The following is a 24506-nucleotide window of genomic DNA, read 5'->3' as shown; positions in this document are numbered from 1 at the left end:
GGTTATTCAATAAACAAAAATAATTTTTATTCTAAATATATGCAGAGAATCAGCCTTATTAACTTTTCATTAACTACTCTATTTTACTTTTCCAATAATGAAAAAGGTCCGGCTTTAATAAAGAAGCCGGACCCTAAATTGAAAAATATATTTTATTTTCTAAGATTAAAATGTTTTTGAAACCTTATCAATTGCTTTAATCGTAAAATCTAAATCTTCATAAGATAATGCATCCGTAATAAACCAGGTTTCATAAGCAGATGGTGCAATATAAATACCTTCGTTTAATAAACCATGAAAGAATTTCTTAAACGTTTCATTGTCTCCTTTTGCAGCAGTTTGAAAATCAACAACCGGATTCGCATCAAAATGTACCGAAATCATAGAACCCACTCTATTGATTGTAAAAGCAACATTATTTGCTTTTAAAACAGCATCAATTCCAGCTTCTAAATAAGCCGTTTTTTCTTCTAAACGAGTAAAAATAGCGCGATCATTATCAAGAGATTGCAACATTGCTAATCCTGCCGCCATTGCTAACGGGTTTCCTGATAATGTTCCTGCCTGATAAACCGGACCAAGCGGCGCCAGATGATTCATGATTTCTTCGCGTGCAGCAAAAGCACCAACCGGTAAACCTCCGCCAATTACTTTACCGAAAGTTACAATATCAGCATTGATATTATACAATTCCTGAACGCCACCGCGAGCTAAACGGAAACCTGTCATTACCTCATCAAAAATCAGTAAAATTCCGTTTGCAGTACATAAATCTCTTAAACCTTGCAAGAAACCTTCCTGAGGCGGAATACATCCCATATTTCCGGCAACCGGTTCAATAATAATAGCTGCAATTTCGTTTTTATTAGCTTCGATTAAAGTTTTTACATTCTCTAAATCATTGTATTTTGCCAGTAAAGTATCTTTTGCAGTTCCTTCTGTAACGCCTGGACTATTTGGAGATCCAAAAGTTACTGCCCCACTTCCTGCCTGAATCAAAAATGAATCCGAATGACCGTGGTAACAACCTGCAAATTTTATTATTTTATCTCTTTTTGTAAATCCGCGAGCCAGACGAATCGCACTCATACACGCTTCTGTACCTGAATTTACAAATCTTATTTTATCAATATTCGGAACCATTGAAACCGCTAAAGCTGCAATTTGAGTTTCCAGTTCTGTTGGCATTCCAAATGAAGTTCCCAATTTTGCTTTTTCAATCACCGCATCAACAACAGGCTGATACGCATGACCTAAAACCATTGGCCCCCAGGAATTAATATAATCTATAAGCTTATTTCCATCTTCATCATATAAATAAGCACCTTGGGCACTTTTTACAAAAATAGGAGTTCCCCCAACCGCTTTAAAGGCTCTTACTGGTGAATTTACGCCTCCCGGAATTACTTTTTCTGCTTCAGCAAAAAGCTGACTACTTCTTTTATAGATCATTTTTTGATTTTAGATTTTAGTCCCGATAGCTATCGGGACAGATTAATTTTAAAACTGAAAAACTGCCTCTGAGACTGAAAACTAAAAAAACTTATTTCACTTTCAATCGCTGCCCGATAGAAATTGCATTGTCTGAAAGATTATTTTTTCGTTTTAAGTCATCAACTAATACGTTGAATTTTTTTGAAATCGAATATAACGTATCGCCTTGTTGTACTTCGTATAAATTAGGATCGTTTGAATTAGCATTTGAATTTGAAGAACTTTTTGACGGAGTTGATTTCTCAAAAGGCTTGTAATTTCTTCCCGTCACCTGGCAATCATATTGATGCAGATTGTAACGCTCGATATAACTAATTAATTTATCCGGATAATTAGGATCTGTGGCATAACCCGCAGCTCTTAAACCTTTTGCCCAGGATTTATAATCGTCTTTTTCGTAAGTAAACAAAGTTGCGTATCTCTTTTTTCCAACCAAAAACAAAGCGTGATCCCTGTAAGATTCTGCCGCTAAAGGATATTTTCTAAAACATTCCTGAGCCGAATCATCGTCATGGCGAACACTTTCTCCAAGCCAGTCGTTATGACATTTAATGCCGAAATGATTGTTTGCTTCAATCGCTAAATCACCTCTTCCCGCGCCTGATTCTAAAATTCCCTGTGCCAGAATAATACTCGCCGGAATACCATATTTAGTCATATTTCCCATTGCAATATCTTTAAATTGCAATACATAATTATTGATTAAATCGCTGGTTACAACAGTTTTTGAAGTTGATTGAATAACCTCTGTATTTACATTTGTAGAAGGATAACTTTTAACAGTCGGTTTTACAGGAGTTTGCTTTTTGGTCGCTGCCACTCTTGGTTTCTGAACCGCTGCTGCTTTTCTGGTCGTCGCAATTGCTGGTTTACTGGAAGAACAACCTACTATAGTTGCCAATATTAAGAATGCTATTATTTTTTTAACCATTGCTTTTGAGTATTGGTAATTTTTTCTGCATCAATTTTATATTCATCCCTTCAATACCCTGCAATCCGCCGGTATGAAGTAGTAATATCTTTGAATGTTGAGGAAAATAGTTTTTATGTATTAGATCTATAACGCCAAAAACCATCTTTCCTGTATAAATTGGATCTAAGGGTATTTTATTATCTTCAAAAAAAGCATTGATAAATTCAATTAATTCTAAATTTATCTTTCCGTAACCTCCAAAATGATAGTCAGAAATTAAATTCCAGTTATCTTTTTTTGCAAAAATACGAATTTCATCGGTTAAAAAGTCACCTTTTAACGCCGGAAACCCTAAAATTTTCTGATGTGGCAAGGCACTGTTGATTAATCCTGAAATTGTTCCGCCCGTTCCAACCGCGCAACAAACGTAATTAAACACAGTATCTTCATCAGTCAAAATCTCTTCACATCCTTTTACCGCAAGTTCATTTGTTCCGCCTTCAGGCACTAAATAAAAGTCGCCAAACTTATCCTTTAATTTCTCTATAAAAGCAATTTCACTTTTATTCCGATATTCCTCTCTCGTCACAAATTCAAACTGCATTCCGTTTTCCTGAGCGAATTTTAATGTTGGATTTTCATTTATTTTATCAAAAAGTTCATCGCCCCTAATAATGCCAATCGTTTTAAAACCCTGCTCTTTCCCTGCATGCGCCACCGCGGCAATATGATTGGAAAAAGCACCGCCAAAAGTTAACAGAGTTTCTTTATTTTCGGCTTTTGCCTGAAGTAAATTGTATTTTAATTTCCTCAATTTATTCCCTGAAATAAAGGGATGATTTAAGTCCTCTCTTTTTATTGTCAATGAAATGTCATTGGGAAAGCTGATATGAATTTCCTGATTCAAAATCTGTTTTATTTTAAAATTATGTAATTCAAAAAGCCAAATAAACGGCGGTTTTTCAAATAATGTAAATTGGTTTCATTGGCATAAGCTTCTCTTTCAAAACTTATATTCTGGTATGCCAAATCTTTGTTTTTGTATTGAATTAACCTGATTATATATTCTGAAAAATAGAAAAAATAAAACGGAAAAATCAATAATTCTACTTGTTGCCGCAAATGAATTTTTTCATGATTGATAAAAATAGGATTCCCTTTATCTCCATCATATTTTAAAATCACAAATGGAAACACGGTCATTCCGCGATATCCTTTCGGAATTAAATATTTAGCAACAATCAGAAACATTAGCTGTAAAATTTATAAATTTGTAGATAAAAATTGTTCGATTTCATTAAAATCACAATCAATTTAATTCATTTTGATTTTAAGAAAACTGGAACATCAACCCAATGCAGATTTATGAAAGAGCAAAGTAATGAAAATAAATTAATCGAAGGCGAAGATTTTTACTATACGCCCGAAGGTTATAAATGCTTTACTGAAAAACACCATTTAAAACGAGGTTATTGCTGCAAAAGCGGCTGCCGCCATTGCCCGTACGGGTTTGATAAAAAAACAGGACGAATAAACAAACCGTTATAACATTACGCAATTATTTTAACACATAGGAACATAGCCAATAGGAATGTAAAAAGGCGTTTCACTTTATCAAAATACACATAGCTATGTGAAAGAAACTAGTTCTTTTTTGCAATCTTTTAAAGCATAAAAAATCTATGTTTCTATGTGTTTAATTTTTTTACAAATTACCCGACAGATCAAAAAACAATACAAAATGAAGGTTTTTATAAATAAAAATATACCTGAAGCCGGCATTTTATTGCTTCAGGAAAAAGGCATTGATCTTACCATAAACCCCACGGAAAATGTATTATCAAGAAATGAGTTTATACAAATTTGTCAGCAAAATGATGCTCTCCTGAACGTTGGAGCCAATAATCTGGATGAAGATTTTTTTGAGCAATGTCCTAATATAAAAGGCATTGCTTTATTTTCTGTAGGATTTGATTCTGTAAATATTCCATCGGCTAACAGCAGGAAAATACCTGTTGGAAATACGCCCGATGTTCTAAACAGAGCAACATCAGATCTTGCTTTTTTATTGATGCAAAGCGTTGCCAGAAAGTCATTTTTTAATCATAAAAAAATTATAGACGGAAAATGGGAATCTTTTAATGCATTAGAAAATTTAGGACAGGAACTTTACGGCAAAACACTGGGGATATTTGGTTTAGGAAGAATTGGTTTTGAAATGGCAAAAAAATGCAAAGCTGCCTTTGGAATGAATATTATTTACCACAATCGCTCTCATAATGTAAGTGCCGAAAAAGAACTTGATGCTCAGTTTGTCAATTTTGAAACATTACTTGCGCAAAGTGATGTTTTGAGTATTCATGCTAATTTCAGTGAAGAAAATAAAGAACTTTTCAATAAATATACTTTTGCAAAAATGAAAAGCAATGCGATTTTCATTAATACAGCAAGAGGAAAATTCCATAATGAAGCTGATTTGTTTTATGCCTTAACAAATGATATTATTTGGGGCGCGGGACTTGACGTTACAAATCCGGAACCAATGAAACAAGATAATCCGTTAATATCATTGCCAAATTGTTGTATTTTGCCACATATTGGTTCAGCAACTTACGAAGCCAGAAACGGAATGGCAGTTTGTGCCGCACAAAATATAATAGCACTTTCTGAAAATAAAAAAATGCCGTTTTGTGTTAATGATGAGGTTTATATTTAAAATCAAATTCCAAATTCCAATCTAAAATCTGAATTCTAAAATCTAAAATAATTATATGGATATCCGTTCAAGAAAATTTAAGATTACGATCCACAAATCGTATCACAGGTCGGATATTCGTTATCCTTAGTTTTATCAGAGAATGTGTCAAATTAGTGAATGTGCTAATTAGATAATTATTTTGAAACGATTTATATATCGCTCCTCAGGAGTTTTTATGAAATGACGCGTATTGTTTTCTATAAATATTACTCCTTTCCAAGGCTAAAAAAACTCCGTTAGGAGTGGCATATTTATAGAATAAAACATTCTCATGGCTTTGAGCTCCAGTGGAGCGATCTAATTAAACATAATAATTTCAGATGTTGAATTTTACGTTCTACAAAAATCAACAATCTAAAATTTGAGCTCCAGCGGAGTGACATAATAAAAAAACAAAAAATTAATCTGTTGTTAATCTAACTAAAATACCTTAGCGTCTTAGAATTTTAGCAACTTAGCATCTCTAAAAAAATGACTTTCAAAGAACAAATACAAGAAGGAATTCCCTCGATATTACCTCCAAAAAAAGACTATGATTTAGCCATTAACCACGCGCCAAAACGAAAAGATATTCTTTCGGCAGAAGAAAAAAAACTGGCTCTAAAAAATGCTTTGCGTTATTTTGAAGCCAAACATCACGCCGAATTAATCAAAGAATTTACCGAAGAATTAGAAACTTACGGCCGTATTTACATGTATCGCCTGCGTCCTGATTACCGAATGTACGCACGACCAATCGACGAATATCCCGGGAAATCAATACAGGCAAAAGCGATTATGCATATGATCCAGAACAATCTGGATTATGCTGTGGCGCAACATCCGCATGAGTTGATTACGTATGGCGGAAACGGCGCTGTTTTCCAGAACTGGGCACAGTATTTATTGACCATGCAATATTTGTCTGAAATGACAAATGAGCAAACGTTGACGATGTATTCAGGACATCCGATGGGATTATTCCCCTCGCATGCTGAAGCACCAAGAGTTGTGGTTACCAACGGAATGGTAATCCCGAATTACTCCAAACCGGATGATTGGGAAAAAATGAATGCGCTTGGGGTTTCTCAATACGGGCAAATGACGGCGGGAAGTTATATGTATATTGGTCCACAGGGAATTGTACACGGAACAACAATCACCGTTTTGAATGGTTTCAGAAAAATAAAACTAAATCCTGAGGGAAATCTTTTTGTGACTTCAGGACTTGGCGGAATGTCCGGTGCACAGCCAAAAGCCGGAAATATTGCGGGTTGTATTACGGTCTGCGCCGAAGTAAACCCTAAAATTACTAAAATTCGTCACGAACAAGGCTGGATAAATGAAATCGTAACCTCAACAGAAGAATTGGTTAAGAGAGTCAATTCGGCGAAAGCTAATAAAGAAGTCGTTTCGATTGCTTATTTAGGAAATGTGGTGGATGTTTGGGAATGTTTCGATAAAGAAAATATCAATATTGATTTAGGTTCAGATCAGACTTCGCTTCATAATCCGTGGGCCGGAGGATATTATCCGGTTGGAATTTCGTTTGAAGAAGCCAATGAAATGATGGCGAATAATCCTGATGTATTCAAGGAAAAAGTACAGGAATCGTTGCGCAGACAAGCCAGAGCAATTAACAAACATACTGAAAAAGGAACGTACTTTTTTGATTACGGCAATGCTTTTTTGCTTGAAGCTTCTCGTGCCGGAGCAGATGTAATGGCAGAAAATAATATCGATTTTAAATATCCGAGTTACGTTCAGGATATTATGGGACCAATGTGTTTTGATTACGGTTTTGGACCTTTTAGATGGGTTTGTACCTCTGGTAAACCGGAAGATTTGCAAAAAACAGATACTATTGCAAGTCAGGTTCTAGAAGAGTTAGCAAAAACTTCTCCAAATGAAATTCAGCAGCAAATGCAGGATAATATCAAATGGATAAAAGGTGCGCAGGAAAACAAACTGGTAGTGGGTTCTCAGGCAAGAATTCTTTATGCCGATGCTGAAGGAAGAATTAAAATTGCCGAAGCTTTTAATCAGGCGATTGCCAAAGGCGAAATTGGAACTGTTGTTTTAGGGCGCGATCATCATGATGTTTCAGGAACCGATTCTCCTTACAGAGAAACTTCTAATATCTACGACGGTTCTCGTTTTACGGCTGATATGGCGATCCAAAACGTAATTGGAGACAGCTTTAGAGGTGCAACCTGGGTTTCAATTCATAACGGCGGCGGAGTGGGCTGGGGAGAGGTTATAAATGGTGGCTTTGGTATGGTTCTTGATGGTTCTGAAGAGGCTTCAAAACGTTTAGCATCAATGCTTTTTTGGGATGTGAACAACGGAATTTCAAGACGAAGCTGGGCCAGAAATGACGAAGCAATTTTTGCGATAAAAAGAGCAATGGAAGTTCAGCCTTTATTAAAAGTTACTTTACCTAATATCGTAGATGAAAATCTATTTTAGGGAAAGTTTCGTATTTATTTAAAAAACATAAATCCTTAAATATATGAAAACATTCAAATTAGTACCCGTTTTTTTGCTTTTAATATTAGCCTCCTGCAGCACTGTTAGTGTTTATTCTGATTACGATAAAAACGTAGACTTTGCCCCTTATAAAACCTATGCTTTTTTTAAGCCGGGAATAGATAAGGTCGAAATTTCTGATTTGGATAAAAGAAGAATCCTGCATGCAATAGAGGAAGAAATGCAAGCCAAAGGTTTTACAAAAAGCGACAATCCTGATTTATTAGTAAATATTTTTACAAAATCAAGAGAACAGGTTAATGTAAACCAATTTAGCGCCGGCTGGGGATATGGTTGGGGTTGGGGATGGAATCCTTACATGATGTATGGCGGAAACCAAACTACTGTATCAACATCTACCGAAGGAACTTTATTCATTGATTTAATCGATGCTAAAAAGAAAGAAATGATCTGGCAAGGTGAAGGAGTTGGAACTTTAACTAAAAACATCGATAAAAAAGATGCGAAAGTAAAAGAAATTGTATCAAAAGTTTTAGCGCAATATCCGCCGGTTAAAAAGTAATTTTTAGTCGCAGTTTTCAGTGACAGTTTTCAGTTTTTTACAAAAACTAATAAATGCTGAATATTTCGTGAAATAATTAATATATTTGCGATTCAAATTTCTGAAATGAAAAACTTAAATATCATTATTATCTCTATTAATATTATTGCAATTCAGCAATAATGGCGAGGTATTATATAAATAAGTAAACAATATACAATTTATTAAACCTCCCAAATCGGGAGGTTTTTTTATGTAATGAAATTTTAAAATAGCCAAGAATTACACAAATTAGCACGAATTAATATTTTAGCGTCAAGCAAATAAAAATTAGAGAAAATTTGTGTAATTCGTGGCAAAAAAAATGTAACATCGAATATTGCCAGGCATTTTTTTTCGCCAGATTCACACAGATTAAAAAATCTTTTGAATTATTTTAATCTGTGGCAAAAACAAAAAACAAAACAAAATGAATTTATTTAACGAAGTACTTGCTGCTCAAAAGCAACTTGAAAATGTAGTTGCCGCTACTCCCCTCACGCAAAATTTAAATCTTTCGGACGAGTTTCAATCGACTATTTTATTGAAACGGGAAGATTTACAAATTGTGCGGTCGTATAAAATCAGAGGCGCTTACAACAAGATTTCTTCGTTGAACGAAAAAGAAAAAGCAATTGGAATCGTGTGCGCCAGTGCCGGAAATCATGCGCAAGGTGTCGCCTATTCTTGTCACCTTTTGCAGATAAAAGGCAAAATTTATATGCCAAAAACCACTCCGAAACAAAAAGTAAAACAAGTTCAGTTATTTGGGAAATCATTTGTTGAGATTGTACTTATCGGAGATACTTTTGATGATGCTTATGCTTCGGCAACGGCCGATGCAATTAAAAATCACAAAATCTTTATTCATCCTTTTGATGATGAAAAAGTAATTGCGGGTCAGGGAACTGTAGGACTTGAAATTCTGGAAAGCTATAAAAAACCTATAGATTACGTTTTTGTACCAATTGGCGGTGGCGGATTAGCTTCGGGATTGTCCGAGGTTTTTAAACATTTGAGTCCCAATACAAAGATTATTGGCGTTGAGCCAAAAGGCGCTCCTTCGATGAAAACCTCTATTACAGAAAATAAAAATACGGCTTTAACTACAATCGATAAATTTGTTGATGGCGCTGCCGTAAAACAAGTTGGTGATAAAACTTTTGAAATCTGCCGTCAAAATTTAGATGATATAATTTTGGTTCCCGAAGGAAAAGTCTGCACTACAATTTTGCGTTTGTACAATGAAGAAGCAATGGTGGTGGAACCTGCCGGAGCTTTGACAATTGCTGCTTTAGATTTTTATAAGGAAGAAATAAAAGGAAAAACAGTGGTTTGCGTTGTCAGCGGAAGCAATAATGACATAGAAAGAACCGCCGAAATAAAGGAACGTTCTTTACTTTATGAAGGTTTGATGCATTATTTTATGATTCAGTTTCCACAGCGTCCGGGTGCTTTAAAGGAATTTGTAAATAATATATTAGGCCCGGATGACGATATCACTTATTTTCAGTTTGCGAAAAAAAACAGCCGTGAAGTAGGTTCTGTAGTCGTTGGTCTGGAATTGAAAAAGAAAAAAGACATTAAGGCAATTAAATTGAACATGACCAAATATGGTTTTGAGTTTCACTACTTAAATGATAATCAGGATTTGTTCACGCAATTAATAGGATAAAACCAAAAAGGCTGCCTGAATTGAAATCAGACAGCCTTTTAAAATCAAAAATAAAATTACTAATTAAATTTCCGACTTTTTAATTATTGCTTCAGCACTTTTTTTGAATAAGATGCTTTACTATCATTAACTTTTACAACATACATTCCTTTTGGTAATTTAGAAATTTCTATTTCTGCTTCATTTCCGTTTACAAAATCAACGCTCCTTTTTAAAACGCTTTGACCTGTAACAGAATACACTTCAACCTGACCGGAACCTGAATTTGGCGTGTTGATTTTTAAATAATCATTCGTTGAATTGATATAAAGAGAAAAATCAGAGTCAGCATTTACTTCTTCTGTCGCAACTTTCTTAGCTGCCGAAGCTTCAACCTGAACCAATTGCCATTGTTGATTTAAACCGCCTGTATACGACCAAACCTGAAGATTTGCGCCGTTTGCTGTCGAAACATTTTCAACATCTAATGATTTTCCGCTGTTTACATTGATGATTTTGTAGTAACCTCCACCAAGACTTGTAACTGTCCACTTAAATTCATTTGATGTTGACGCTGTTCTTTGCTGCACTTTTATTCCATCGGCAGTACTATTATTCTCCGTTGCTAAGTACATTCCTGTCGATTTTACAATAATGTAATAATTGCCACTTCCGTCAGCAACAAACTTCCAGCGTTGGTTATTTCCTCCGCCATTGGTAATATCATACTGTTGGATTCTGCCTCCGCTTACAGTAGCATTATCTGCAACATCTAATCCTTTATTACTGTTTCTTGAAATGATATTATAATATCCGGGTAAACCCGTTACCGGAGGTGATCCTGCGCCCCATGTAAATGTTACGGCAGAAGATGCCGGAACTGCATAATTAAACGCTGATGATCCTGAAACCACTTTGATTGTATTTGCCCCTCCGGAATTGTAAATTACAAGTGCAATCGATCCGTCAGGGTTTTTAAATCCTGCCGAAACAATACTTCCGTTTGTACTTGATGATGAAACTCTTAAAGCACCAGGTTTTACAAATTTTGAGATTTGCCCAATAATATAATAGGCAACATTTTTAGTATAACTTGTACTATTGTTTACCGTAATTGCGCCTAAACAAGTATTGCATCCGCCAGGAGTTCGTGGTCCAAGGCTTGAATTATTTGCTGCGTTCCATTCTAAAACTGTTTTTGCCCAGTTGTTAGTACTGCCAATAACAACGTTTTGCATATGCCAGCCAAAATCTCCGCCAAAGCTTCCGCCCGATCCTGTGTATTGTTCTGTAAAATAAACATTTTTGTTTGTTGCATTTCGAACGGTTGACATGGCCGAAATATTTCCTAAATACAAATGAAACGCTGCACCATCAACATAACTGCTATTGTTTAACACATCAATTGGGTACGCTGTATTATCACAATTATGATCAAAAGCTATGATTTTTATATTTCCGTAACCTGCCGATGCCATTTGTGGACCAAGTTGCTGATTAATAAAATTCTTTTGTTCTGTCGAATTCATTAACATACTTGGTTCGTTATTTGGATTTTCAGGTTCGTTTTGAGGTGTGATTCCCCAGATCGAAATTCCCTGCGCCTGCATTGCTGCAAAATATTTTACAAAATACCTGGCATAAGCCGCATAATATTGTGTTTGTAAACTTCCGCCAACCCACGAGTTATTGGTTTTCATCCATCTTGGCGCTGACCACGGAGTTGCAAGTATTTTTATATTCGGATTAATAAGCAAAATCTTTTTAATGATCGGAATTAAATACGTCAAATCAGGTCCGTTCAAGCTAAAGTTATTCATATTTACATCTCCCGAAGTTTCGTTATAACTGTATGAAGAACTGCTCAAATCAGAAGCTGCAATACTAATACGAACTACATTTGCGTTTAAACCTGTAACAGGATTATACAAATCATTTAGTAATTGGTTTTGCTGTGTGGCAGCCATTCCGCTAATTACTTCGCAACTTCCTTCGGTTAGTGTATAACCAAATCCGTCCATAGTTTGATACGTTGTTCCTGCATTAACTGTAATAGTGGAGGCATTAGTTCCTGAATTTGCCGCAAAGCTTACAGTAGATTGTTGCTGCAGTAATTTCGTTTGATCTCCGCTCGTAATCCACGGACTAACCGTTTGAGCATTCATCATAATAGTAGATGAAATTAAAATAACAACAAACATCATTATTTTTAAATTCATTAAATAAGGTAGTTTTTGGGTAGTGTTTTTCATTTTTACTGAGTTTTTAATAATTAAATTTTTCTTATTTTTTAAGATTAATATTATTAATTCACATCAATATTATAGTAAATTTAATTAAATTCATATTTTTTTAACTTTACAAATACACATCATTTTAAAATTTTACCTTTACAAAAACTTATCTGATTATTTTTTAACTAGTTGATTTACACAATTTTAAAATTAAAAAACCAATAAAAATCTTACACCATTTTTGTAGTAATTTTAAAAACATCTTTATTGGGACTTTACTAGTAATATCGCATTTTAAAAACTTAAGCAGAAAAGAATGAATAAACAGGAAATGATAAATATCAGTAAATAAAAGGCTTGTTAAATTGTACTTTTGTAATTGATTTAAAACAGGAAAAACATGGCTCTTCAGGATATTTCTAATCTGGACGATATTAAACTTTTAGTAAATACATTTTACGATAAAGTGCAAAAAGATGATTTAATTGGTCCCATATTCAATGAAAGAATAGTAGGAAGATGGCCTGAACATTTAGAAAAAATGTATCGCTTTTGGCAAACTATCTTGTTAGAAGTCCATACTTATTCCGGAACTCCTTTTCCTCCACACAAACATTTACCTACTAATCAATCTCATTTTGATCGCTGGATGGAAATTTTCACTGCAACTGTTGATGGATTATTTGTTGGAAAATTAGCCGAAGAAGCTAAAGTTCGTGCAGCAAATATGGCGTATATGTTTAATTATAAAATTGAGTATTTCAGAAATCCTGAAAATCATTAAAAGTTGCCAGAAACCGAGATAGCGAAGAAAAAACTTTAGGAATGATATAACTGTCCATTTTTAAATTTGTTCTTTCCATCTTCCCAAACTCCATATTCATTGGTTGATTTAAATTCTTCGGGATTTGCTCCTTTTAGAATGGCATTTTGAAAATAAACATTTTTTGCATCTTTAGAATATTCATCTGAAAGAATTGTGAAGCTGGAATAATCTGCGCCAACGATTGTTTGACAATTGTAGTAAATGTTGTTTTTATCTTTTGAGAAATCACGGTCTAATACTTCAAAACTTTCCGCATCAACTTCAGGATATACAACTCCTTTGCTAATCAAAACATTATCGACAATTATTTTCCAATAATCAATTGCTTTGCTTGTTTTAATGAAGTCGAAAGTATGGATTTCAAATTCGGATGATGTAAAAGCAGAAACAACCGAATTACCAATCTGAACGTATGTTTCATTTACAGGATGAATTTCGCCTTCGATCATTTTGTGTTTTTGAATTACTTCATCAACCTCACACGCTTCGGTTCCTTCGCCTCTGTAACTAATAATAGCGTAAATAAAATGAGCATCGATTGCAATTGTGTCATTTAAAGGTTTGAAAGTTTCCGGATCTCCCTGAATTTTTTTATTCTTATAATAAACAAATTTAGCATCTTTAAACCAATTGTTGCGTCTGTAATCCTGAATTGACGGATCTAACAATTGATATGTTTTTGGATCTGCATCAGTGATTATTTCCAGTAAATCAAAATTTTTACCATTCAAATGGTAGACGTGATTTTTGTCTTTAATAATTTGTAAATCATCTATTTCAAAAGTATTATAATCAACAGATTGCTTTTTTCCTTTCCAGAAAATATTATGTTTATCTTTTCCAAAACTTTCATTTATAGGCTGAAAACTTTCCACATCTGCATCAGATTCAAAATAACCCAACTCAAACCAGTTTCCCATTGGTGAATATACAATACCATTTTTTCTATAATGATGAAAATAAGAATTGGATAGTTTTAGATTTACGGGATCTCCTATTTTAAAGAAAAAATGTCTGATCCCTAAAAAAATCAAAATAATTATTGCAGAAACGATTAAAAAAGTTGTCATGATTATCTATAGAATTCAAATGATAGTATTTGTAAAACTAACTTATTTTATTGTATTGCGGGAAACATATCTTTAGAAAAAATCAGAAAGGAAAAAACACCTATTTGAGTTTTGATATAGAAGCGATTAATTAAAGATTGTGTAATAAAACGATCTTATTATTAAAAATCTATACTAAAAAAAATTATTTTAGTACTCTAAATTCGTAATTTTACATTCTTAATCTACAACGTTTTCGAAATGAATGCAAGTATTGAAACAAATCCGTTATTAGAGCGATTGCCTAAACATTTAAAGCAATTTATTAAACCTCAGGATTATAGCGATTACACTCCTATAAATCAAGCGGTTTGGCGTTATGTAATGCGTAAAAATGTAGATTATTTATCGAAAGTAGCTCATAGTTCGTATTTAGACGGTTTGCGCAAAACAGGCATCGAAATAGATGCTATACCAAGTATGTATGGCATGAATAGAATCCTGACCGAAATTGGCTGGGCTGCAGTTGCGGTTGACGGGTTTATTCCGCCAAATGCATTTATGGAATTTCAGGCATATAATGTTTTGGTTATTGCTTCAGATATTCGTCAATTAGAACATATTGAATATACTCCTGCACCGGATATTATTCATGAAGGCGCCGGACACGCTCCTATTATTGCAAATCCAGAATATGCTGAATATTTACGCCGATTTGGCGAAATTGGATGCAAAGCGATTTCGTCACATAAAGATTATCAAATGTATGAAGCGATTCGTTTACTTTCTATTTTGAAAGAAGCCGAAGATACGCCACAGGAAAAAATAGACGAAGCCGAAAAAGCCGTTGCCGATTTACAAAATAATATGGGTGAATTGTCTGAAATGGCTCAAATTCGAAATCTGCATTGGTGGACGGTTGAATATGGCTTGATTGGAACTGTTGAAAACCCAAAAATATATGGCGCAGGATTACTTTCATCTATTGGAGAAAGTGCCTGGTGCATGACAGATAACGTGAAGAAAATCCCGTATGACATATCAGCTGCAAATCAAAATTTTGATATTACACAGCTACAACCGCAACTTTATGTAACGCCCAATTTCTCGTATTTAAGTTTGATATTAGAAGAATTTGCCAATAAAATGGCTTTACGTACTGGCGGACTTTCGGGCATCCAGAAACTGATTCATTCGAATGCTTTAGGAACAATTGAATTGAGTACAGGTTTACAAATTTCAGGCGTTTTTACTAATGTTATTGAAGAGGAAGGAAAACCTCTTTACATTCAGACTACAGGAAAAACAGCTTTATCCTACCGTGAAAAAGAATTGGTTGGTCACGGTACTTTAACGCATCCGGAAGGATTCGGAAGTCCGATTGGGAAACTGAAAGGATTTAATTTAGCCATAGAAGACATGAGTCCAAAGGATTTGCAGGCTTATAGTATTGTTGAAAATGAAACGGTTAAACTGGAATTTGAAGGCAATATTATTGTTGAAGGCGAAATTATTACGGGTTCCAGAAACTTACACGGAGAGATTATCCTGATTAGTTTTAGAAATTGTACCGTAAGTCATGGCGAAACGATTTTGTTTCAGCCTGAATGGGGAAATTATGATATGGCGATTGGTAAAAAAGTGGTTTCTGCTTTTTCCGGTCCAGCCGATGTAAATAGTTTTGATTTGATTAATTCAGTTCCTACAACTACTACGATAAAATCAAAACACACTGATGAACGCGACGATTTAGAAGTTCTTTATCAAACGGTTCGATTGATTCGGGAAAATAAAGATTCTAAAGCTGAGCTGAAAGCTGTTTTCAAAAAACTAAAAGAAAATCATCCTAATGATTGGTTACTTTCGGTTGAAATTACTGAACTTTTGAAGGATTCAAACGAAGAACAGCTTTTACAGGAAGTATTGGTTTATCTGGATCAATTGAAAGTTAACCGTGCTGAGGTGGCGCATTTAATTGCCGGTGGTCTCGATTTGATTTTTAATAGCTCGTTGCCGCTAAGCCGCTAAGAAATATATTTTTCTTTTGCCCACGGATTTTACTGGTCTAAACTGATTTACACTGAGTTATTTCTCGCAGATTTGGCAGATTTTAAGCTGGTAAGATCCGCAATCTTGTCATTTCGAGGAACGAGAAATCGCAATAGAAATTCCGCAATTGAGATCGCCAATCTTTGTCGATTCACTAGTGCGATTTCTCGTTCCTCGAAATGACAAAAATTCAAAAAACCTTTTAACCTTTGCCTCCATGAACCTTTGCGCCTCTCGTCTACAACTTCAAATCCTCATTAAAATCCTTATCAGATTCTATTGTTTTTCCTTCGTATTGTAATTTCCAACCCATTGAATTTGTCAAAATTAAGATTTTAGACAATTCACTAATTAATCTGTTTTGGGCATTGGTTTTTAGAGTAGATTTTTCAATTTTCTTAGCAAGATTTGCTTTTACTGATTTGTTTATTTTGTTGTAATCGTCTCCTGTAAACGGATTCAGTTTGCTTTGTTCTACATCATAAAACTGAATATCAGGATTAATTGTAATTTCTTCTTTTGGGATATTTAAAATAGTGATGGTTTTATTTTTTTCATCGATATCGTATTTCATTTTGTGCAAATCGTAAGCTACGGTAACATTTGCATTTACGACAACAAGGGCTTTCTTTTCGAAAGAAACCATGTCCATTAAATATTTCTGCTGATTTTTATAGGTAATGACTTCTGAAAAATGTCCTTCGGTGACCACCAATTTCCCCACATTTAAGATTTGCTGCTGAATTAAATTGGTGTTATAATCGATTGTAGAATCGTCTTCTTTTTTGAACTCACAATATTTGAAAGCCAAAACGATCACAAGTACAATTGCAGCTAAAACTATTATTCTCTTTACTAAATTTTGCATTCTATTATTTTATTAGACCAATTTACAAAATGAGAATTAAAGTCTGCCACGAATTGCACTAATTTTCACTAATTCAAAGTTTGCATATATCAGATCAATTTCACGAATTTAAATTTAAAAAAATCAATTTTAAAATTCGTGCTAATTCGTGAAATTCGTGGCAAAAAATCTTAGTAAAAATCTAAAATGGATAACCAATTGCAATATTTAAAATCAGGTTATCTTTTCTCCATGGTCCGCTTCCGAAATCAATATCTTTAAGTACCCATCTTTCGCCTTGTGGCAAATACGGCTTTCTTAAAGGGAACGCCAAGTCCGTTCTTAAAACCAGGAAAGACAAATCAAAACGTAATCCTGCTCCGGCTCCTACTGCAATATCTTTCATGAAATCTTTAGTAATTTGTCCGCCGGGTTTATTGGGATCTGCGTTTAAAAGCCAAACATTTCCTGCATCAACAAATAATGCACCACGAACAATACTGAAGAGTTTTGCCCTATATTCTGTACTAAATTCCAGTTTTAAATCTCCTGATTGATCCGGTAAATAGTTGTTAGTTGTTTGTGTATTCAAATAACTTCCGGGCCCGAGTGATCTTGCTCTAAAGGCACGAATACTATTGGTTCCTCCCACAACAAATTGTTTTGATGTTGGCAATGCACCTGAATTTCCATACGGAAGTCCGGCACCCACAATAATTCTGCTCGCCCATTCACTCTCCTTACTCAATTTTAAATAATGCCTGAAATCGGCTTTCAACTTTACAAACTGACTAAACGGAACATCAAATATTTTAATCGTATCGTTCTTTTTTACATTTGCACCTGTAATCAAACCTGTTACGTTTCCTGCTAAATCTAATTCACCATTAAAATAGAAGGTATTCTTTTTACGCTTTTGCATTGTATTGGTATACGTAAACGAATATGTTGGACCAAAAATCAATTGCTTTTCAATTACTTTACCCAAAGAAGCATCTTCCAGAATATCCTGACGATATTCTGCGGTAACATTATTCGGACTCACATAGGTAACATCAAACACATTTAATTGATGCTCTTTACGAATGTTTTCTTTCCATAAGTATCCAAAAGATCCTTTAAAAGAATTCAACGCATATAATTGTGTTCTGTTTTGAAATTCATATCGCAATGTTGCTTTAGTTCTGGGAATAAATTCGCTTGAACCTGCAACTTTAAAAAATGGTATAATAAATCTTGGCCATGTCAAACTGGTTTCGGTTCCCAGTTTATAAATATTCTTGCCGTTATTTGCTCCTGAAAGCTGAAAATCGGCACCACCAAAAACAGAAACGGTAAGCAATTCAGCACCACGAAATAAGTTTCGGTTGTTCCAGTTTACATTTACTTCTGTACCTGTATAACTCGCCGAATTCGTTTTCCCCAAAACCTCAACCCTGATAAATTTCTTGGGCAAAAGCGTTAAATAATAATACGAATCCAAGCTATTCGGAATACTGTCTGAAAGTTTAAATTCATTTTTCACAAAGCTAAAAGTTCCCAGATTTACAAAACGGTTCAAAGTCAGATTGTGATCTTTACGGCTGTATAAATCGCCTTTTTTGAAATAGATTGTTCTGTCAAAAACTCTTGGTTTAAAAGTATTTGCGGTATCTATTATCGTAAAATCCTTGTACTGTAAAATATCCTTTTCGGTATATTTAACGCTGTCTTTTGAAACGGTAAAATTTGGATATACAATAATTTTATTGATTTTATAGGATGTAAGCGCTTTTGGCGGTGTATCAGGTTTTATTACCAGTCTTATTTTTACTTCATGATCGCCTTTACTGCTATCCACCTGTGCTAAAATATTGTCCGGATTAAAGTAAAAATAACCGCGTTCTTTAAGTCTGGCGTCTATTCTTTCTCTTTCTGCTTTTATAATATCCAAGTCATACGGTTTGCCTACTTTCAATAAGCTTCTTCGGCTTGACCGTGCAATTATTTTTGACATTTTTAAAGAATCATCCGGAAAAGTAACACTTGTAATAATATATTGTTTTTTAGGAATCACTGTATATTCTGCCGTAACCCTTTTATTTCTAACGGTTGAATCTGCACTTACACGGGTTTTAAAATAACCACGGTTTTCTGTGAAATTTCTTAAAACCGAAGCGTTATAATCTAAATCGACTTTACTGAAAAGAACCGGTTCTTCACCTACTTTAGTGCGCAACCAATATCGAATCCCTTTTTGCTTTTTGGGTTCTCCTGCCAGATTATAAATCCATAATTTAGGACGCAATCCTAATATTTGTTTGTTGGGTTTAGGACGCAATAATCCTTCGAGTTCTTTCTCCAGTTCTTTTCTGTCTTTCTTTTTAATAATAGAATCTTTTATGGTCACAGAACCGCCTGTGTACAATAAATCTCCTTCTGGCAAATATTTTGTATTGCTGCATCCAAAAACAAAAAACAAGGACAGCATCGCAAAATATTGGATATATCTGGTTTCGATATTGCTATGTTTTTTGCTCATTTCCTTCAATTTGATTTTCATCTTTTTCTTTGTCTTCTTTCTCTTTCTGTTTTCTTTTTTCCTTGCGTAGTTTTTCTTCTTTAATCATTTCCTTTTCTGCTGCACTACGATGAAAAAGCTCTCTGAATTTATTGTAACTCATTGTGATAATAAAGGCAACTCCTGTTTCAACAACCTGCCCTTCTACCGCAACCTGATATTCATTTTTTCGATACGCGCGAACCATATAACGTCCGTCCTTTGTAAGTTGATAATCCAGCGCAACGTCTCCGGCAATATTGGTGCTTTCTTCATTGGCGCGTTCCTGACCTTCGACTGCAAAACTGCTTCCTACGGTTACTTTTAATCTGTCGTCTAAAAGTTTTTTAGAAACGCCAACATTCAAATCAGTTCTGTTTTCTCTGGTACCCGTTGTATAATCATCTGTAGATTCAAGATCAAATTCTAACTGAACGCCCGTAATTAATTCTCCGGCAAGATCATTTAATTGTTGCGAAAGTATTTTACTCACACTTTGTCTTGCTAAAGATTCTGCACTTGTTCCGCCGCTTTCACTTGCAAATGGGTTTTCACCAATAAATCTATTCAATAATAAAAGGGCAAAAACCTGTTTGTTTAATTCTGCAGGTTCTTGTCGCAATTGTTGCAGTTTTGTTTGTGTAAGCGAAACCACATCTGTCGAAACATCATAATTCCCGTCAGGAAGTATAATGTCAAAAGTTATTTCAGGTTTCAACAATTCCCCGTTCATTTTTAATAACGTCTGGAACGGAATTTTCTGTTTATACGTATTTCTAACGGTTGGGTTATCTGTTGGCAATTGGTTTCCTAATAAATCAATTGGTGCCGTTTCTACTTTATAAATCGCCGTAATATTTAAATTTGCCATTGTAGGTTCTCCATTCCAAATGATAGAACTTCCCTTTTGAATGTCAAATTTACGTCGGATCATGTTGAAATTCATTTCATATGCCCCATCAGAAAACTCGTATTTACCCGTTAAAGTCGTTTTTCCGGAAGGATCAATTCCTCCTGTAAGCTGTGCTTCACCTTTTAGATTTAAATAATCTCCATTTCCTTTATCGATTACCAGCGTTAATTCTGCTTCTTTATCAATAGAAATTTCAACGCTCACATCCATTCCAACAAGTTGCGACTGATTCAGTTTGTTCTCCATTGCAATGGTTTGTTTCAGATACATATTATCTTCATCAACAAACTCTACAATACCTTCACGATCAGCAATTGACGGATCTGATTGTGGTAAAACAACTGAAAATTTAGTGTCTTTGTTTATTTTGATATTTCCGCCAATAACAGGATTTTCAAGCGTTCCTTTTATGTTTAGTTTAGTGTCTAAAATTAAATCGCCATAAAACAAATCATTATCTGCTTCTTTAGAATGTATGGCTCTAAAATCATCTGCAACAACGGTTAAACCAAAATCAAACTTGGTATAATCTGCTGATTTTATTGTTCCGTCGATGGTTAACTCATTATCATTTTCATCATGAAAAGTAAATTTATTAAATGTAATCAGGTCATTTTGAAGCGTGATTTTTTCATTCTGAGTTTTAAAGAATGAGTTTAATTTTGCTACTCTGAAACCTGCATCCTTAAAATTCAATTCCCCATTTACTTTTGGTGCACTTGCATTTCCTGTAATTTTAAAATTTCCGTCTAAAGCTCCAGTTCCATCGGTAATATTTCCCATGGTAAAACCCTGAATACTTTTCATATTCAGATTGTTTAAATCTAAATTGAAATCAAGATTTCCATCGTCCATTCTATAATTACCGGTCAGTTTCATATCATTTCCTTCGCCGGTAAGTGTAACATTTGCAGCTAACAAATTATTGGTTTTATTATCAACTTTTATCGCAATATCTCCAACAGGTTCACCTCTAAAAGCAAACTGATCTATTTTTAAATCAGATGTAAAAGTGGGTTTCGTCATTACATTTTCAACAACTGCATTTCCATTAATTAAACCTTGCATCAAAAGTTTATCTTTTTTAACAATGTTCATAATGGTTTCGATTTTGAAGTTTACAAAATCTACTTGTAACGGCGCATTATCCTGCTCGCCTTGTGACTGAATTTTTAATTCGTTACCGGAATTTGCTAAATAAAATTTATTGATGTAAAGTCTTTTTCCTCCAAATTCAACTGAATTTTCAGAATCAATTGTCCATTTATCATAATTCAGGATAAAGTTTTCCGCATCAATTTTAAAGATGTTTTTAGAATCTTCCGTTTTAAATTCCCCGGCAATAAAATATTGTTGTTTGTCTTTGGTATCTTTTACTTCAAGGGCATAAGTCAAAATATTATTTTCGACTTTTCCTGACAAACTTGTAAACGGTATTTTTAAAGATCCGCTTTCAATTGTTGCCACAGAAACCATATATTCTAATGCATTTTCTTTAGCTTCGATATTTATTTTTCCGTCGGCAATGGTGTTTTCGGCATAAACAATTCTTGGGATTGTACCTTTTATCTCTAATGAATCTGTTACATTATTGTATTTTCCGGTAATATTTATAGGTTCTAAACCTGTCAATTTAGGAACCAGTTTAAAAAGTATCGGATCATTATCAATTTTTACGGTAAAGGCTAATCTTTGTTCGTCTGCTTCACCATTTACTTTTGGATTTTTTAAATCAATATATTTTGATAATGATTTTTTTATTGCCGATGTTAAGGTTGTCAGTTTGTATTTTCCGTCAACTTCGGCTTTTAAAAACTGAGAAGAGATTTTGATATTATTTCGGCTATTATCGGCGAAAGCAATTATACGAACCGAATCTAAAACAATTGGCTCTGCTTCCTGTAAAACCTGAATATTTGATAGAAACACTTTTCCGTTTAAAAAATCAGGATTACTATTGGCAATATCTGCATCGATATTTCCGCGTAATTTCATTGGACCTGCATGAAGGTTCAATTTTTCTAAATCGGCAATATCAAGGTTTAATTTTAATTTTATCGATGGATATTTGTCTTTTGTATCACCGCTTGCCACAAGATCAAAATGCAAATTAGGATCTTTCATTCCTGATTTTACAGCAAATGATCCGTTTGCAATATTTCCTTTTAAGGCTAAATCTCTATAAGTGTATTTATTGAAAACTGCTTTCTGAACTAATCCGTCAACTTGTGCCTGAGCCGTTTTTGGATCTAAACCATTTCCTTTAACTTTCGCTTTAAGCGTAATTTTTCCAATGGAATCATTTCTGATTAATTTTCCTAAATCAAAATCCAGCAAATAAACTGTTGCATCGTATTTCTCTTTTTTCTTAACGCGCTGATCAAATAAACCATCAACTTTCGCATTTCCAAAACTACTGTTTAATGCCAGATTCGTTTTGAAATTCTGAACTGAACCTTTAAATTTTCCCTGCAAATTTAATTGCGAAGGAAGTTGAATGTTTTTGGGAATTGTTCCTGCGGGAATAAACGAATATATATCTTTTGACGTACTTGACAGTTTCTTGATATCAACATCATAATAGGCTTTTTTAGCATCCGGCAAACCTTTTATTTTTCCCGAAAGAGAAACTCTGGTCGTTCCTATTCCGCTCATTTCGAATTGCGGAATATCAAGGTCTTTTATTTTTCCGCTTAAGCGTGTATTCAAATACAAAATTGCATTTGGATTACTTTTAAACGGATTTGTGTTTTGTAAATCAGGCGCAAATAATAAGATGTCCTTAAAGCCAATTTTGGATTGATTTAGGTTCGCATCTAACGAAAGATTGCCTAAATCTTTAGAAATCGTCTTAATAGAAGCATACGCAACTTTGACTTTATTTTGAAGTAAAGTTTGCGGTGTTTTTAAATATAAATCGTTTAAATAAGCATTTTTAGGTCCGTAAAAAAAGTTCGTTTTTAAGGACTGAATCTGTAACCCGCTTTTATCGTTTGCCGTTAATGCTTTTATATTTCCTGAAATAGTATCGTTTCCGTAATATAACTTCTCTGCTTGTAATTTGAAATTACTTAAATCAAGATGACTGTAATCAATTCCTTTTACTACAGGTTTTGAGTCCATATTATCAAATTTAAAAGCGATATCCTGCATGTCAACATCGTTCAGTTTTACTTTCCAGCCTGCCTGTTTAATTGCTGTTGAATCTAAATCAGGAGTTTTAATTTGTTTGTCTTTTGATCCTAATCGTAGATTTCCTTTTAGATTTTTTAGTTCGAAAGTATCGAAATCCAAAAGCTGATTGTTCAAATCAATTTTGTTAACGGATAAATCCAGATTGCCTAATTTTATTCCTGAATCTAATTTGGAATCTTTATTGTCATAAGCGATATCAATTTTAGACAAACTGATTTTACCCAATTTTAAATTGAAGTCTTTTCGTTTTGAAATAGTGTCGACTGTTTCTACTGAAACTTCGGCAATTTTTTGTACAACATCCTGATCTAATACTAGTTTTAATCCGTCTAATTTAATATTCGGAATATCAAATTTCATTTTATCCAGGTCAAATTCCTTGAATTTTGTGTCAAAATGTGTCAGATTTACTTTGATGTCATTCTTCGCAAAATCATCCTTGAAATTGAATTTAACATTGTCAAGATTCACATCTACCACAGATATTTTGAAAGGTTTACTATCCGGATCTTCTACTTTTTGTTCTTTTGATTCAAAAGCTTTTATGATATAATCGAAATTGAAAACGCCGTCTTTATTTCTGGAAATATTTGCCGTTACATTTTCAAGTGAAACGGAATTGATTTCTAATTCGCTGCTTATCAATTTAAAAAGATCAACATCAACTTCTAAACGTTTACCTGCTAATAAAGTATCTTTTTTTTGATCTTCAAAATAGAAACCTTCAAGAACTACATCTTTAGGAAATTTAATAGAAATATGGTCTAAGGAAACTTTGGTTTTTATCTTGTTATGAAGATAGGTTATCGCCTTATCCTTTGCGTAATTTTGAATAGATGGAACCTGAATTAAAACTATTATAAGCAATAAAAGTGCAATAATAGAACCCACGCACCAAAGCAGTATACGTAGTGTTTTTTTAAGAAAATGAATTTGTTTTTTATTCATACGTCAATAAAACACGTTTAAATTAAAGTTGCGTTAGT

General features: G+C 33.9%; 16 protein-coding genes. 7 read left to right on the top strand and 9 right to left on the bottom strand.

The features are described 5' to 3' along the window. Positions 1-165: 165 nt before the first annotated feature. From hemL to ACHRVX_RS12575, 4 genes are all read right to left on the bottom strand, one after another. Positions 166-1452: a glutamate-1-semialdehyde 2,1-aminomutase gene (hemL, locus tag ACHRVX_RS12590; RefSeq protein WP_395332680.1), complete on the bottom strand. Its 1287-nt coding sequence runs from the start codon at positions 1450-1452 to the stop codon at positions 166-168. A 91-nt stretch (positions 1453-1543) separates the two neighbouring features. Then, positions 1544-2425 (bottom strand): glucosaminidase domain-containing protein, encoded by an 882-nt coding sequence (locus tag ACHRVX_RS12585; protein WP_395332678.1) that lies wholly within the window; start codon positions 2423-2425, stop codon positions 1544-1546. Continuing rightward, positions 2418-3314, bottom strand: a complete 897-nt coding sequence (locus ACHRVX_RS12580; protein WP_395332676.1) for a 1-aminocyclopropane-1-carboxylate deaminase/D-cysteine desulfhydrase — start codon at positions 3312-3314, stop codon at positions 2418-2420. Before ACHRVX_RS12580 ends, ACHRVX_RS12585 begins: the two co-directional genes overlap by 8 nt. A gap of 8 nt (positions 3315-3322) precedes the next feature. After that, positions 3323-3658 (bottom strand): hypothetical protein, encoded by a 336-nt coding sequence (locus ACHRVX_RS12575; protein WP_395332674.1) that lies wholly within the window; start codon positions 3656-3658, stop codon positions 3323-3325. A 114-nt stretch (positions 3659-3772) separates the two neighbouring features. Here ACHRVX_RS12575 and ACHRVX_RS12570 point away from each other — a divergent pair, with 114 nt between their 5' ends. The 5 genes from ACHRVX_RS12570 (at position 3773) to ilvA (ending at position 9889) form a co-directional block, all read left to right on the top strand. Continuing rightward, entirely contained in the window at positions 3773-3955 is a 183-nt protein-coding gene (locus ACHRVX_RS12570; RefSeq protein WP_059115986.1) for a DUF5522 domain-containing protein, read from the top strand. A gap of 193 nt (positions 3956-4148) precedes the next feature. Beyond that, on the top strand, positions 4149-5123 hold the full coding sequence (locus ACHRVX_RS12565; RefSeq protein WP_395332671.1) for a 2-hydroxyacid dehydrogenase: 975 nt from the start codon (positions 4149-4151) through the stop codon (positions 5121-5123). A 513-nt stretch (positions 5124-5636) separates the two neighbouring features. Continuing rightward, complete coding sequence (locus ACHRVX_RS12560; RefSeq protein WP_395332669.1) at positions 5637-7613, top strand: urocanate hydratase; 1977 nt, start codon at positions 5637-5639, stop codon at positions 7611-7613. 43 nt (positions 7614-7656) lie between these two features. After that, a complete protein-coding gene (locus ACHRVX_RS12555; RefSeq protein WP_395332667.1) occupies positions 7657-8196 on the top strand; it encodes a DUF4136 domain-containing protein in 540 nt (179 codons plus the stop codon). Between the two features lie 448 nt (positions 8197-8644). Then, positions 8645-9889, top strand: a complete 1245-nt coding sequence (ilvA, locus tag ACHRVX_RS12550) for a threonine ammonia-lyase IlvA (RefSeq protein ID WP_395332665.1) — start codon at positions 8645-8647, stop codon at positions 9887-9889. An 83-nt stretch (positions 9890-9972) separates the two neighbouring features. Here the strand turns inward: ilvA and ACHRVX_RS12545 are convergent, their stop codons facing one another. Next, entirely contained in the window at positions 9973-12120 is a 2148-nt protein-coding gene (locus ACHRVX_RS12545) for an RICIN domain-containing protein (protein ID WP_395332663.1), read from the bottom strand. 382 nt (positions 12121-12502) lie between these two features. On the opposite strand from ACHRVX_RS12545, the gene ACHRVX_RS12540 reads away from it, so the two are divergent. After that, a complete protein-coding gene (locus ACHRVX_RS12540; RefSeq protein WP_395332661.1) occupies positions 12503-12886 on the top strand; it encodes a group III truncated hemoglobin in 384 nt (127 codons plus the stop codon). Positions 12887-12921: 35 nt separating this feature from the next. Here the strand turns inward: ACHRVX_RS12540 and ACHRVX_RS12535 are convergent, their stop codons facing one another. Beyond that, a complete protein-coding gene (locus ACHRVX_RS12535) occupies positions 12922-13998 on the bottom strand; it encodes a DKNYY domain-containing protein (protein ID WP_395332659.1) in 1077 nt (358 codons plus the stop codon). 240 nt (positions 13999-14238) lie between these two features. Between ACHRVX_RS12535 and ACHRVX_RS12530 the strand changes: the two genes are divergently transcribed. Further along, positions 14239-16005: an aromatic amino acid hydroxylase gene (locus tag ACHRVX_RS12530; RefSeq protein WP_395332657.1), complete on the top strand. Its 1767-nt coding sequence runs from the start codon at positions 14239-14241 to the stop codon at positions 16003-16005. Positions 16006-16264: 259 nt separating this feature from the next. Here the strand turns inward: ACHRVX_RS12530 and ACHRVX_RS12525 are convergent, their stop codons facing one another. The 3 genes from ACHRVX_RS12525 to ACHRVX_RS12515 all read right to left on the bottom strand — a co-directional run bounded on the left by ACHRVX_RS12525 (position 16265) and on the right by ACHRVX_RS12515 (position 24468). Continuing rightward, entirely contained in the window at positions 16265-16894 is a 630-nt protein-coding gene (locus ACHRVX_RS12525; RefSeq protein WP_213302353.1) for a DUF4230 domain-containing protein, read from the bottom strand. A gap of 181 nt (positions 16895-17075) precedes the next feature. Beyond that, positions 17076-19394 carry a BamA/TamA family outer membrane protein gene (locus tag ACHRVX_RS12520; RefSeq protein ID WP_395332655.1) on the bottom strand — a complete coding sequence of 773 codons (2319 nt, stop codon included), beginning with the start codon at positions 19392-19394 and terminating at the stop codon, positions 17076-17078. Then, complete coding sequence (locus tag ACHRVX_RS12515) at positions 19378-24468, bottom strand: translocation/assembly module TamB domain-containing protein (RefSeq protein WP_395332652.1); 5091 nt, start codon at positions 24466-24468, stop codon at positions 19378-19380. Before ACHRVX_RS12515 ends, ACHRVX_RS12520 begins: the two co-directional genes overlap by 17 nt. Positions 24469-24506 lie beyond the last annotated feature (38 nt).

Origin of the sequence: Flavobacterium sp. FlaQc-47 (assembly GCF_044006475.1) — a bacterium.
Classification (GTDB): domain Bacteria; phylum Bacteroidota; class Bacteroidia; order Flavobacteriales; family Flavobacteriaceae; genus Flavobacterium.
This window is presented reverse-complemented; position numbering and strand designations above follow the sequence as displayed.